Origin of the sequence: Pseudomonas sp. CP4, assembly GCF_047758505.1 — a bacterium.
GTDB lineage: Bacteria > Pseudomonadota > Gammaproteobacteria > Pseudomonadales > Pseudomonadaceae > Aquipseudomonas > Aquipseudomonas fluorescens_AO.
The window spans coordinates 4,275,447-4,288,302 of the sequence record NZ_CP180489.1 but is presented as its reverse complement, the minus strand read 5'-3'; the positions used below and the strand labels follow the sequence as shown (position 1 = coordinate 4,288,302).

The following is a 12,856-nucleotide window of genomic DNA, read 5'->3' as shown; positions in this document are numbered from 1 at the left end:
AAGACTAGAAATCAACATTCATCACCGAACCGGTGGAATGCTCATTTCTAAGCTTTCAAACTTCAGAAGCAGTAGTGGTGGAGCCAAGCGGGATCGAACCGCTGACCTCCTGCGTGCAAGGCAGGCGCTCTCCCAGCTGAGCTATGGCCCCGTATTTCTACAGGCGTTTCCCACACAAAATTGGTGGGTCTGGGCAGATTCGAACTGCCGACCTCACCCTTATCAGGGGTGCGCTCTAACCAACTGAGCTACAGACCCAATTTCGGGCTGCTTCTATCGTCTTCTTCAATGAATCAAGCAATTCGTGTGGGAGCTCATGCAGCAGCTGATGTCGTCGATTAAGGAGGTGATCCAGCCGCAGGTTCCCCTACGGCTACCTTGTTACGACTTCACCCCAGTCATGAATCACACCGTGGTAACCGTCCTCCCGAAGGTTAGACTAGCTACTTCTGGTGCAACCCACTCCCATGGTGTGACGGGCGGTGTGTACAAGGCCCGGGAACGTATTCACCGCGACATTCTGATTCGCGATTACTAGCGATTCCGACTTCACGCAGTCGAGTTGCAGACTGCGATCCGGACTACGATCGGTTTTATGGGATTAGCTCCACCTCGCGGCTTGGCAACCCTTTGTACCGACCATTGTAGCACGTGTGTAGCCCAGGCCGTAAGGGCCATGATGACTTGACGTCATCCCCACCTTCCTCCGGTTTGTCACCGGCAGTCTCCTTAGAGTGCCCACCATTACGTGCTGGTAACTAAGGACAAGGGTTGCGCTCGTTACGGGACTTAACCCAACATCTCACGACACGAGCTGACGACAGCCATGCAGCACCTGTCTCAATGTTCCCGAAGGCACCAATCCATCTCTGGAAAGTTCATTGGATGTCAAGGCCTGGTAAGGTTCTTCGCGTTGCTTCGAATTAAACCACATGCTCCACCGCTTGTGCGGGCCCCCGTCAATTCATTTGAGTTTTAACCTTGCGGCCGTACTCCCCAGGCGGTCAACTTAATGCGTTAGCTGCGCCACTAAGAGCTCAAGGCTCCCAACGGCTAGTTGACATCGTTTACGGCGTGGACTACCAGGGTATCTAATCCTGTTTGCTCCCCACGCTTTCGCACCTCAGTGTCAGTATCAGTCCAGGTGGTCGCCTTCGCCACTGGTGTTCCTTCCTATATCTACGCATTTCACCGCTACACAGGAAATTCCACCACCCTCTACCATACTCTAGCTTGCCAGTTTTGGATGCAGTTCCCAGGTTGAGCCCGGGGATTTCACATCCAACTTAACAAACCACCTACGCGCGCTTTACGCCCAGTAATTCCGATTAACGCTTGCACCCTCTGTATTACCGCGGCTGCTGGCACAGAGTTAGCCGGTGCTTATTCTGTCGGTAACGTCAAAATTGCAGAGTATTAATCTACAACCCTTCCTCCCAACTTAAAGTGCTTTACAATCCGAAGACCTTCTTCACACACGCGGCATGGCTGGATCAGGCTTTCGCCCATTGTCCAATATTCCCCACTGCTGCCTCCCGTAGGAGTCTGGACCGTGTCTCAGTTCCAGTGTGACTGATCATCCTCTCAGACCAGTTACGGATCGTCGCCTTGGTGAGCCATTACCTCACCAACTAGCTAATCCGACCTAGGCTCATCTGATAGCGCAAGGCCCGAAGGTCCCCTGCTTTCTCCCGTAGGACGTATGCGGTATTAGCGTTCCTTTCGAAACGTTGTCCCCCACTACCAGGCAGATTCCTAGGCATTACTCACCCGTCCGCCGCTGAATCCAGGAGCAAGCTCCTTTCATCCGCTCGACTTGCATGTGTTAGGCCTGCCGCCAGCGTTCAATCTGAGCCATGATCAAACTCTTCAGTTCAAACATCTTTGGGTTTTTAAGAAACCCTAAACTTGGCTCAGCAATCGTTGGTTACATCTTTGATTTCTCGCGGAGTAACTTGTGATGCTGATAATCTTGTTGACTATCAGTCTGACTGCACAAGCACCCACACGAATTGCTTGATTCAGTTGTTAAAGAGCGGTTGGCTAAGATCTTTCGTCTCAACCGAGGCGCGCATTCTACAGCAGCCTCATTTGCTGTCAAGTGATTATTTTCAGAAGTTTTCGAAGAATTCTTCAACAACTTCAACCACTTGCGCTTCCGATCTCTCGTTAGCGGGAGGCGAATTCTACAGCGTTAATCGCTGCTGTCAACACCTCTTTTTCTCCACTTTCGACCGAGAAGATCGAACCGTTAAAAGAGCTACACATCACTGCTCTTTCAACTCCTTCCAGGCTTCGATGATCTGAAGCAAGCCACTGTCGAAAACTTCGTAACTCTTTGAATATCAAGGAGTTTTCCGTTTCGACTGCGCCGGAAGTGGGGCGAATTATAGACCTCTGGAATCTGCCGTCAACCGTTAATTTCGCTTTTCTTGCAGATTCTGCTTTTTACCCAGTAACCGCGGGATTCGCCTCGTCACTGGCGGCAGACGAAGCAGCAAAAGCACAGCGCCTATAAAGGCATAAATCGTCCACTCTTCCAAATCAGCCCGCACGATCCACAGCATATGCAGCAAACCCAGTCCGAGAATCAGGTAAACCAGGCGATGCAGCTTCTTCCAGCGAGGCCCCAAACGACGCTGACTATAACGATTGGACGTCACCGCCAGTATCAGCAATCCGAGAAAGCCCAGCGCACCGACAATAATGTAAGGCCGCTTGCGTAGCTCAACGCCCAGCTGAGACCAGTCGAATCCGAGGATAAATGCCATGTAGCTGAACAGATGCAGCGTCACATAGGCAAAACACCAAAGCCCCAACTGCCGACGGACCGCAATCCACCCGGCCCAGCCGCTCAGCTTTTGCAGCGGCGTCATGCTCAGCGTGATCAACAGCAACACCAGCGTCCCCAGCCCGAGACGATCAACCAATACCTTGCCCGGATCAGGCCCAAGCAAATCAGCGAACGCCTGATAGAACCACAGCAATGGCCAGATCGCTGCCGCAATGAACACGCCCACTCGCCAGAACGGATAGCGCATCAGTAGTTCTTCCGCAGATCGAGCCCTGCATATAAAGAAGCGACTTCATCCGAGTAGCCGTTGAACATGTGCGTATCGCGCACATTCGGCTTGAACAGACTGTTCGGCAGACGTCGCTCGCGCGCCTGCGTCCAGCGCGGGTGATCAACCGTCGGGTTCACATTCGCGTAGAAGCCATACTCATCGGCAGCAATGCTTTGCCAGGTGGTCTTCGGCTGCTCGCTCACCAGACTGATGCGCACAATGGATTTCACGCTTTTGAAGCCGTACTTCCACGGCACCACCAGACGCAAAGGCGCGCCGTTCTGGTTCGGCAGTTCGCGGCCATACATGCCCACCGCCAGGATCGCCAAAGGATTCATCGCCTCATCGAGACGCAAGCCTTCGACATACGGCCAGTCGATCAAGGCAAAACCGGAACGCTGGCCGGGCATGCTCTTGGGATCCTGCAGGGTTTCGAAGCGGATGTACTTGGCTTTGGAGGTCGGCTCGACCTGTTTGAGCAAGGCCGAGATCGGGAAACCGATCCAGGGAATGACCATCGACCACGCCTCGACGCAGCGCAGACGATAGATACGTTCCTCCAGTTGATACGGCTTCATGAAGTCCTCCAGTGCATAACGCCCCGGTTTACCCACCTCCCCGTCTATCACTACGCTCCAGGGTTCGGTTTTGAGGTCGCCAGCATTCGAAGCCGGATCGCCCTTACCGGTACCGAACTCATAAAAGTTGTTGTAGTGCGTGGCGTCTTTATAAGGCGTGATCGCCTCGTCCTTGACGTTGACCGCCCCCCATTGAGTAGAAGGGAGCTTTTCGGCAAACCAGGCCGGCGCCTTGCCGGATTCGACATCAGAGTAGCGCGGGGCATCGGCGGCACTGGCCCAGCGTGGCAAGCTGCTCATGGCAATACCGGCAGCGGTGGCACCGAGCAATTGGCGGCGGGAGAGATAAATGGCTTCAGGCGTGACATCCGACTCATGGCAGTCGGATGCTTTGGGGATCTTGATCAACATGACAACTCCGCAGCTTTGGAGGACAGGTGCACCCATAGACTGCGGAGTATGCGCGAAATTACATCACTCGGCGTTTTTGTGACGACGAAGACGCAACAGATATTGCACCGGACCGGACGCCGCATAGGCGAGGAATACCAGCAGCAGAATGCGCGGCGGATCACTGAACACGACAGCGAATACCAACACCACCGCGAGGATCGCCACGAACGGCACGCGCCCTTTGAGATCCAGCTCCTTGAAGCTGTTGTACTTGATGTTGCTGACCATCAGCATGCCAGCCGCCGCCACCATCAAGGCCACCAGGAAGGACATCTTCGAACCCTGAATGCCGTAATCGCTGAACGCCCAGACAATACCGGCCACCACACCTGCCGCCGCCGGGCTGGCCAGACCAATGAAATAGCGTTTGTCCGCCGTGCCGACCTGGGTGTTGAAGCGCGCCAGACGCAACGCCGCACCTGCGACATAAATGAAGGCGACCATCCAGCCGACCTTGCCCATATCGCCCAGCGCCCAGCCGAAGGCCAGCAATGCCGGCGCGACGCCGAAGGCGACCATGTCCGACAGCGAGTCGTACTCGGCGCCGAAGGCACTTTGCGTATTGGTCATGCGCGCCACGCGGCCATCGAGGCCGTCGAGGACCATCGCGACGAAAATCGCGATCGCAGCGAACGCGAAATACTTGCTCGCATTAACCGAGTCGCCGGCGCTCAAGGCGGCCTGCGCGCTCATCGAGTTGATGATGGAATAGAAGCCTGCGAACAGGTTGGCAGTGGTGAACAGGTTCGGCAGCAGATAGATACCACGATGCCGGACTTTACGACCTTCAGCGTCGTGCCCTTCTTCGATGTGCTCATCGATGGGCAGCAGGCTTTCGGCGTCGGAAGCCTTGTTCGGCTCTTCGGGACGTTCGCTCATGGACATTACCTTGCAACGGTTTGGAAAAAATTCGACAGAGGCTTGAGGACGACAGTTCGGCCACAAACGATGCAGCTTTATACCAGAAGCACCGGCCCAAACGAAAAAACGCGGCCGAGGCCGCGTTTTTCGTACAAGGGACGACGACTCAGTTCTTGGCTTTGTCGACGATCTTGTTGGCACCGATCCACGGCATCATGGAGCGCAGTTGCTCGCCGATGATTTCGATACCGTGAGCGGCGTTGTTACGACGCTTGGCGGTCATCGAAGGGTAGCCGGTTGCGCCTTCGCTGATGAACATTTTGGCGTATTCGCCGTCCTGAATACGTTTCAGGGCGTTGCGCATGGCCTGACGGGACTCGGCGTTGATGACTTCCGGGCCGGTCACGTACTCGCCGTATTCGGCGTTGTTGGAGATCGAGTAGTTCATGTTGGCGATACCGCCTTCGTACATGAGGTCAACGATCAGCTTCAGTTCGTGCAGGCACTCGAAGTAGGCCATCTCCGGCGCATAGCCAGCTTCAACCAGGGTTTCGAAACCGGCTTTCACCAGTTCAACGGTACCGCCGCACAGAACGGCTTGTTCGCCGAACAGGTCGGTTTCGGTCTCGTCCTTGAAGGTAGTTTCGATGATGCCGGTACGACCGCCACCAACGCCGGCGGCGTAGGACAGTGCAACGTTTTTGGCGTTGCCCGAGGCGTCCTGGTAGATCGCGATCAGGTCAGGGATACCGCCACCTTTGACGAATTCGGAACGTACGGTGTGGCCCGGGGCTTTCGGCGCGATCATGATCACGTCGAGGTCGGCACGCGGAACAACCTGGTTGTAATGAATCGCGAAGCCGTGGGAGAAGGCCAGAGTGGCGCCTTTCTTGATGTTCGGCTCGATTTCGTTCTTGTACAGCGAGGACTGGAACTCGTCCGGGGTGAGGATCATGACCAGATCGGCAGCGGCAACGGCGGAGGCCACGTCGGTCACTTTCAGGCCGTGAGCTTCGGCTTTGGCAACGGTGGCCGAACCTTTACGCAGACCGACAGTTACGTCGACACCGGAATCTTTCAGGTTGCACGCTTGAGCGTGGCCCTGCGAGCCGTAACCGATGATGGCAACTTTCTTGCCCTGGATGATCGACAGGTCGCAGTCTTTATCGTAGAAAACTTTCATGAATTTCCCCTTATATCCGGCCATTCAGGCCATGCGCTAATTTGGTTTAGATGCTGAGTACTTTGTCGCCGCGAGCAATGCCGGTCACGCCGCTGCGGACGGTTTCCAGAATCGATGCGGTGCCAATGGACTGAATGAAGCTGTCGAGCTTGTCGCTGGTACCGGTCAATTGAACGGTATACACGCTGGCGCTGACGTCGACGATCTGTCCACGGTAGATATCGGTGGTGCGTTTGATCTCGGCGCGCTGGGCGCCAGTGGCCTTGACCTTGACCAGCATCAGTTCACGCTCGATGTGAGCGCTTTCCGACAGGTCCACCAGCTTGACCACTTCGATCAGCTTGTTCAGGTTTTTGGTGATCTGCTCGATGACTTCATCGTGACCCACGGTGGTCAGCGTCAGACGCGACAGGGTCGGGTCTTCGGTCGGGGCCACGGTCAGGCTTTCGATGTTGTAGTTGCGCTGCGAGAACAGGCCGACTACGCGAGACAGAGCGCCGGGTTCGTTTTCCAGAAGCAGGGAAATAATGTGCCGCATGATTAAGTACGCTCCGTCTTGCTCAGCCACATATCGCGCATGGAGCCGTCTTTGATCTGCATCGGATAGACGTGCTCGCTGGTGTCGACCGCAACGTCGATGATCACCAGGCGATCCTTCATGGCGAACGCTTCTGCCATCTTCGACTTCAAATCTTTCGATTCGGTGATGCGTACGCCAACGTGGCCGTAGGCTTCAGCCAGCTTGATGAAGTCGGGCAGCGATTCCATGTAGGAGTGCGAGTGACGGCTGCCGTAGCTCATGTCCTGCCACTGGCGAACCATGCCCAGCACACCGTTGTTGAGGATGACGATCTTCACCGGCAAGCCGTATTGCAGGCAGGTCGACAGCTCCTGGATGTTCATCTGGATACTGCCTTCGCCGGTGACGCAGGCAACGTCGTCGTCCGGGAAGCTCAGTTTGATGCCCATCGCGGCTGGCAGACCGAAGCCCATCGTGCCCAGACCACCGGAGTTGATCCAGCGGTTCGGCTTGTTGAACGTGTAGTACTGCGCGGCAAACATCTGGTGCTGACCGACGTCGGAGGTCACAAAGGCGTCGCCCTTGGTCACTTCGCAGAGGGTTTCGATCACGGTCTGCGGCTTGATTTTGCTGCCGTCGCCCTTTTCGTAAGGGAACAGGCCGCGATCACCGCGCCATTCATCGACCTGCTTCCACCAGCTGGCCACGGACTCCTTGTTCGGGGTCTCGCCGATTTCCTTGAGAATCGCGACCATTTCGGTCAGAACGCTCTCGACCGGACCAACGATTGGTACGTCGGCCTTGATGGTCTTGGAAATCGACGCCGGGTCGATGTCGATGTGGATGATCTTGGCGTTTGGGCAGAACTTCGCCGGCCCATTGATCACCCGATCGTCGAAGCGTGCGCCCACTGCGAGGACCACGTCGGCATGGTGCATCGCCAGGTTCGCGGTGTAGCTACCGTGCATGCCGAGCATGCCGATGAACTGACGGTCAGTGCCTGGGAAAGCGCCCAGACCCATCAAGGTGTTGGTCACTGGCAGGTTGAGCATTTTCGCCAGTTCGGTCAGCTGTGCAGAACCGTTGCCGAGGATGACGCCGCCGCCGGAGTACAGCACTGGTCGCTTGGCTGCCAACAGCATTTCCGCTGCTTTGCGGATCTGCCCGGAGTGACCGCGAACGGCCGGGCTGTAGGAGCGCAGCTTGGCTTTTTTCGGGAAAACGTATTCGAACTTCTCGGCCGGATTGGTCATGTCTTTCGGGATATCGACCACGACCGGGCCCGGACGACCGGATTGCGCGAGGTAGAAAGCCTTCTTCATGACTTCCGGGATTTCCGAAGCGTGCTTGATCATGAAGCTGTGCTTCACGATCGGCCGGGAGATACCGATCATGTCGGTTTCCTGAAACGCGTCGGTGCCGACCATGGTGCTTGGCACCTGACCGGAAATGATCACCATCGGAATCGAGTCCATGTAGGCGGTGGCGATACCGGTGATGGCGTTTGTGGCGCCTGGACCGGAAGTCACCAATACCACGCCGGCTTTACCGGTGGCACGGGCGTAGCCGTCAGCCATATGGGTAGCCGCTTGTTCGTGACGAACCAGGATGTGGGTCACTTCCGGCTCTTTAAACAGGGCATCGTAAACATGCAGGAGAGCACCACCCGGGTACCCGTAGATATATTTGACGCCTTCGTCACGCAAAAAGCGGACGAGCATCTCACCGCCAGATAAAAGCTCCACGTTGTTCACCTCTAAAACGCCAGAATACCGTCCACAAAAAGGGGCGGGTCTTAATAGGTTTACTTCTCGGCAGAGCATGAGCGACGGTGGTCGCCGACTACGTCAGCACTGACTGAGCAAGTATTGGGATCGTCCCAAGTGTTGCGGGCCTTTCCCACCCAGCGCGAGGTAACGCGTTGCGGGTGTAACAGGTCGGCGCGGATGTGCGCCTCATGATCTACCGAGTGGGTCTGCTTCTGGCAGTCCCTCTACAGCGGACTTTGGATTCTTCTGTTTCGCCCTCTGCAAGTCAAGTCGTCTGTGAGGTTAATTGTGGGTAAGCACATGAGAACGCAAGAAAAAACCTGAAAAGCGCTACTCTGTTAGCGTCAATTGCGCATTTTTGCCAAGGAATCAGCATGCGAACGCTCCTCCTCACATTACTGATCGGCTTCAGCCCATGGTGCTCGGCCGCTCAAATCTACAAATGGGTCGATGCCCAAGGCGTCACGCATTTCGATGCGCAGCCTCCGAAGGGCCAACCGTCGACGACCGTACAGACGCCCTCCTCACCCGCGCCGAAAGCTGCGCCGATGCCGGGCGGCGGCGTACTGGGCGATCAGAAAGCCATTGATGCCAAGGTGAAGAAACAGGTCGCCGAGCAGCAGGCGCAGCTCAAGGCATTTTGCGAGCAGGCTCGCACGAACCTGGCGCAACTGCAGAACAATCCGCGTTTGCGTGAGGAGGTCGAGGGGGATTTGCGCAGGCTCAACGATACACAGCGTCAGGAACGCATCGTCGAAGCGAAGAAGCAGATTGCCGAGAACTGTTCGTAGGCTCGCTGCCGTATCTGTGTAGGAGCTGTGTAGGAGCTGACGAGTGCAACGAGGCTGCGATCTTTTGATCTTGCTCTTCAACAGCAAAATCAAAAGATCGCAGCCTTCGGCAGCTCCTACAAAAACCAGTTCAGCGCGAAGCGGTGATCAGCAGGTCAAACTCTTTGAGCAGCACCTGCAACTGCCGATCCTTGCCGCCCAGATTACGCTGGGCGAAGACCATTTCCGCCATTTCCTGAATCCCCGAGGCGTTCGGCAGCGGCAGATCCTGTTCGAGGATCATCTTCATGCGCGGCAGGAAGATCCATTGCAGCCATTGTTCGAAGTCCAGCGTGTCGACCGAAAACGGCTCGACACTGCTCAGCGCTTCGGCCGACGGCTCAACCTCGTCCCACCAGCCCTGGGTGCGCAGTTCTCGCTCGATCAGCAACAGCTGATCGGCGATTTTCGGGAAGCGCGCATCCATCACAGGGAAACCTTGGCCTTCTGACGGGCCTGAGCGGCGCCGGCGGAGTCGCCTTGTTTCTCGCGGGCCTGAGCGATGATTTCCCACAAACTGGCTTGCAGATCCGGACGACCGTTGGCCATGGTCAACGCGCGACGGGCAAATTGCTCGGCTTGCGGCGCATCGCCCTGGGCCATGCGCACTTGGGCCAAACGGTAAAGCACTTGTGGCTCACGGGGGGCGACACGTTGCGCCCGCTCCAGGCTGGAAGAAGCACCGTTGAGGTCGCCACCGGCCTGTTGCTGTTGCGCGGTGGTCAGCAAGGCGAGTACCGGACCGTCCAGTTGCTCATCCGCCGAAAGGCCACCGCCACTGCTGGCCGAAGGGATGCCACTCGGCGTGGAAGGCATGTTGTAGCTGCCGGAATTGATCGGTGCCGATTCAACGGCCGATGGGTTGTACGGCCCCGATGTGATGCCGCCGGATGCCGGACCCGGGACGATCGGAGAAGAGCTGATCGGTGTCGACACCGCCGCACCGCCGCCCGGCACCATGACCACCACGCCGGTATCGCCTTGCGGAATCGCCTGAGTCTGGCCAGCCGCCGGGCGCTTGACCGTGGTCTGGCGGAAACCGCCATTGGCGCCGATGCGTTCGCTGTTGGACACGGCCGTACCCGAATCCACTACCGGAATCGAACCACGCTGTACGGTGGAGCAGCCGCTGAGCAAAGCCACGGCGGTCACCGCTGGAATCAACCACTTGTTCACTTGAAACCCTCTTTGCTTAATTCATCCAGCCCTTGACCCAGTCCATCACCGACTCCGGCGAGGCAGGTGTTTCGCTTGCACACGCGGCGCCGGGTGGCGGTTCGCTGCCGCGAATATACGGCATCTGCACAGCGCCGGGGCAGTTGGCATCGGAACCCTGGCCAGTGCGTGAATCGACCCAGGCCTGCACGACGTTGTCCGGCTGCGGCATGTCCAGCGGCAGCGGATCGGCCTTGCGCATGAAACTGGTCCAGACCTGCAGCGCACCGGTGGCCCCAGTGAACGGCGTCTTGCCATTGTCGTCGCGGCCGAGCCAGACCACTGCCAGCAGATCCTGGCTGAAGCCGGCAAACCAACTGTCGCGCGAATCGTTACTGGTACCGGTCTTGCCCGCCAGCGTCAGGGTCTTGGGCAGCACGTTATAAACCGAACTGCCGGTACCTTCACGCATCACCCGCTGCATGGCGTTCTGGATCAGGTAAATCGAGGCCGGATCGAAGCGCTGCTCGATCTGGAACGGATAACGCTTGAGCGGCTCGCCCTCGGCGGTCAACACGCTGCGAATACCGCGCATCGGCGTATTGAAACCACCGTTGGCCAGCGTCTGGTACATGGTCGCCACTTCGATCGGCGTCATGCCGCCGGCGCCCAGCAGCATTGACGGGAACGCCGGGAATTCACGGGTAACGCCCAGGCGACCGAGAGTCTTGAGCACGTTCGGCACGCCGACTTCCAGGCCCAGACGCGAGGTCGACAGGTTGTAGGAATGCGCCAGGCCCTGATAGAGGAACACCGTACCGTGGGAGCGGCGATCGTAGTTCTGCGGCTTCCACACCTGACCGTTGGCGCCTTTGACCGACAATGGATCGTCCGACAGCCAACTGGTCAACGTGTATTGGCTCGGTTTCTCCAGCGCGGTCAGGTACACCGCCGGTTTGATCAGTGAGCCGATCGGGCGCACCGCATCCAGTGCACGGTTGAACCCGGCGTAGCTGGCCTGACGGCTGCCGATCATTGCCTGGACTTCGCCGGTTTCCGGGTTGGTCACGACCATCGCCGCTTCGACGTCATCCGAGCCCTTGCGCCCGGCCAGACGTTTGAACGTGTCGTTGACCGAGGCTTCGGCTTTCATCTGCAGAATCGGATCGAAACTGGTGAAGATGCGCAGACCTTCTTCGGTCAAGTCTTCGTCGCGGTAGTCTTCGCGCAACTGACGTTTGACCAGGTCGATAAAGCCTGGGAACGAGCTGTCGGCGAGCTTGCCGCGAGTCGTCACACCGAGTGGCATTTTCTTCGCCGCTTCGACCTGTTCGGCGGTGGCCACGCCTTGCTGCGCCAGCACGTCGAGGACCAGATTACGCCGCTCCAGCGCGCGCTCCGGGTTGCGACGCGGGTTGTAGTAGGACGGCCCCTTGACCATGCCGACCAGCAACGCGACCTGATGTAACTTCAGCTCGGACAACGGCTGGCCGAAGAAGAACTGGCTGGCCAGACCGAAACCGTGCACCGCACGCTGACCGTCCTGGCCGACGAAGACTTCGTTGAGGTAGGCCTCAAGGATTTCCTTCTTGTCGTAATGCAGTTCGAGCAGCAACGCCATCATCGCTTCGGTGAGCTTGCGGGTCAGGCTGCGTTCGCTGGTCAGGTAGAAGTTCTTCACCAACTGCTGGGTCAGCGTACTGCCGCCCTGGGTCATCTTGCCGCCGGAGGTGTTGATCCACACCGCGCGGGCGATCGATTTCGGCGACACGCCCCAGTGGCTGTAGAAGTCGCGGTCTTCAACGGCGATCAGGGTTTCGAGCAGGTATGGCGGCACCTGATCGAGTTTGATCAGGATGCGGTCTTCGAGATTTTTCGGGTAAATGCCGCCGATCATCAGCGGCTCGAGGCGCACAACCGACAGTTTCGAACCGTTGGTCGAGGACAGCTCAGCAACATAATCACCGGAGAAACGCACACGCACTGGCTGCGGTTTTTCCAGGCCTTCATAGAACTGGAAGCCGCGAGTGTTGAGGTCGACCGTGTTGCCGCTAACCGCTGCGGCGCCCGGGCCGTTGCTCACGGCTTCGCGGCGATAGCCGAGGGCATCGAGTTCGGTGAGGAAATCGTCCTTGCTGAGCTTCTGTCCGACGAACAGCTCAAGCGGGCGCGCGTACACCTTGGCCGGGATTGTCCAGCGCTTGCCGGAGAATTTCTCCTGCACCACGGCATCGAGGTAAACGGCGAAGCCGGCCAGCACTACAAGGCCGACCAGGCTGAGTTTAATGGCCCAGCTCAACCACGGACTAAGGCCCTTGGCTGGTGGTTTTTTCTTGGTACGGGGGGATCGGGATCGAGTCATGGCGGCGGATTATACGCACTTTATCGATCCTCAACAGGCGCGCGCAGAGGTTTGCGTCAGGCGGGCAAGCAGCCATAATG

General features: G+C 57.6%; 10 protein-coding genes, 2 tRNA genes and 1 rRNA gene. 1 reads left to right on the top strand and 12 read right to left on the bottom strand.

All coding sequences use genetic code 11. The features are described 5' to 3' along the window. Window positions 1-75: 75 nt before the first annotated feature. The 9 genes from ACMYUN_RS19275 to ACMYUN_RS19235 all read right to left on the bottom strand — a co-directional run bounded on the left by ACMYUN_RS19275 (window position 76) and on the right by ACMYUN_RS19235 (window position 8,405). Window positions 76-151: transfer RNA gene (locus ACMYUN_RS19275), tRNA-Ala, on the bottom strand. Between the two features lie 30 nt (window positions 152-181). Next, window positions 182-258, bottom strand: a tRNA-Ile gene (locus tag ACMYUN_RS19270). 81 nt (window positions 259-339) lie between these two features. Further along, window positions 340-1,876 (bottom strand): 16S ribosomal RNA (locus ACMYUN_RS19265). A gap of 541 nt (window positions 1,877-2,417) precedes the next feature. After that, window positions 2,418-3,041 carry a protein-methionine-sulfoxide reductase heme-binding subunit MsrQ gene (gene msrQ, locus ACMYUN_RS19260; protein WP_415761438.1) on the bottom strand — a complete coding sequence of 208 codons (624 nt, stop codon included), beginning with the start codon at window positions 3,039-3,041 and terminating at the stop codon, window positions 2,418-2,420. Then, on the bottom strand, window positions 3,041-4,054 hold the full coding sequence (gene msrP / locus ACMYUN_RS19255; protein WP_415761437.1) for a protein-methionine-sulfoxide reductase catalytic subunit MsrP: 1,014 nt from the start codon (window positions 4,052-4,054) through the stop codon (window positions 3,041-3,043). The genes msrQ and msrP overlap by 1 nt, the downstream gene beginning before the upstream one ends. Before the next feature lie 63 nt (window positions 4,055-4,117). Then, window positions 4,118-4,975, bottom strand: a complete 858-nt coding sequence (pssA, locus tag ACMYUN_RS19250; RefSeq protein ID WP_016773182.1) for a CDP-diacylglycerol--serine O-phosphatidyltransferase — start codon at window positions 4,973-4,975, stop codon at window positions 4,118-4,120. 148 nt (window positions 4,976-5,123) lie between these two features. Next, entirely contained in the window at window positions 5,124-6,140 is a 1,017-nt protein-coding gene (gene ilvC / locus ACMYUN_RS19245) for a ketol-acid reductoisomerase (RefSeq protein WP_003228216.1), read from the bottom strand. 46 nt (window positions 6,141-6,186) lie between these two features. Further along, complete coding sequence (ilvN, locus tag ACMYUN_RS19240) at window positions 6,187-6,678, bottom strand: acetolactate synthase small subunit (RefSeq protein WP_003176102.1); 492 nt, start codon at window positions 6,676-6,678, stop codon at window positions 6,187-6,189. Window positions 6,679-6,680: 2 nt separating this feature from the next. Next, window positions 6,681-8,405, bottom strand: a complete 1,725-nt coding sequence (locus ACMYUN_RS19235) for an acetolactate synthase 3 large subunit (protein WP_415761434.1) — start codon at window positions 8,403-8,405, stop codon at window positions 6,681-6,683. Window positions 8,406-8,803: 398 nt separating this feature from the next. Here ACMYUN_RS19235 and ACMYUN_RS19230 point away from each other — a divergent pair, with 398 nt between their 5' ends. After that, window positions 8,804-9,220: a DUF4124 domain-containing protein gene (locus ACMYUN_RS19230; RefSeq protein WP_415761432.1), complete on the top strand. Its 417-nt coding sequence runs from the start codon at window positions 8,804-8,806 to the stop codon at window positions 9,218-9,220. 130 nt (window positions 9,221-9,350) lie between these two features. On the opposite strand, the gene ACMYUN_RS19225 is transcribed toward ACMYUN_RS19230, so the two are convergent. From ACMYUN_RS19225 to mrcB, 3 genes are read right to left on the bottom strand one after another with little or no spacing between them, the layout of a single operon-like run. Further along, window positions 9,351-9,686: a YqcC family protein gene (locus ACMYUN_RS19225; protein WP_039761596.1), complete on the bottom strand. Its 336-nt coding sequence runs from the start codon at window positions 9,684-9,686 to the stop codon at window positions 9,351-9,353. Then, a complete protein-coding gene (locus ACMYUN_RS19220) occupies window positions 9,686-10,435 on the bottom strand; it encodes a tetratricopeptide repeat protein (RefSeq protein WP_415761430.1) in 750 nt (249 codons plus the stop codon). The genes ACMYUN_RS19225 and ACMYUN_RS19220 overlap by 1 nt, the downstream gene beginning before the upstream one ends. Window positions 10,436-10,451: 16 nt before the next feature. Further along, complete coding sequence (mrcB, locus tag ACMYUN_RS19215; RefSeq protein WP_310407033.1) at window positions 10,452-12,776, bottom strand: penicillin-binding protein 1B; 2,325 nt, start codon at window positions 12,774-12,776, stop codon at window positions 10,452-10,454. Window positions 12,777-12,856: the final 80 nt, after the last annotated feature.

Excerpts from the sequence above, each read along its gene's own strand:
- ilvC (WP_003228216.1), bottom strand. The coding sequence starts at position 6,140 with ATGAAAGTTTTCTACGATAAAGACTGCGACCTGTCGATCATCCAGGGC.
- ACMYUN_RS19225 (WP_039761596.1), bottom strand. The coding sequence starts at position 9,686 with ATGGATGCGCGCTTCCCGAAAATCGCCGATCAGCTGTTGCTGATCGAG.
- ilvN (WP_003176102.1), bottom strand. The coding sequence starts at position 6,678 with ATGCGGCACATTATTTCCCTGCTTCTGGAAAACGAACCCGGCGCTCTG.
- msrQ (WP_415761438.1), bottom strand. The coding sequence starts at position 3,041 with ATGCGCTATCCGTTCTGGCGAGTGGGCGTGTTCATTGCGGCAGCGATC.
- pssA (WP_016773182.1), bottom strand. The coding sequence starts at position 4,975 with ATGAGCGAACGTCCCGAAGAGCCGAACAAGGCTTCCGACGCCGAAAGC.
- ACMYUN_RS19230 (WP_415761432.1), top strand. The coding sequence starts at position 8,804 with ATGCGAACGCTCCTCCTCACATTACTGATCGGCTTCAGCCCATGGTGC.
- mrcB (WP_310407033.1), bottom strand. The coding sequence starts at position 12,776 with ATGACTCGATCCCGATCCCCCCGTACCAAGAAAAAACCACCAGCCAAG.
- msrP (WP_415761437.1), bottom strand. The coding sequence starts at position 4,054 with ATGTTGATCAAGATCCCCAAAGCATCCGACTGCCATGAGTCGGATGTC.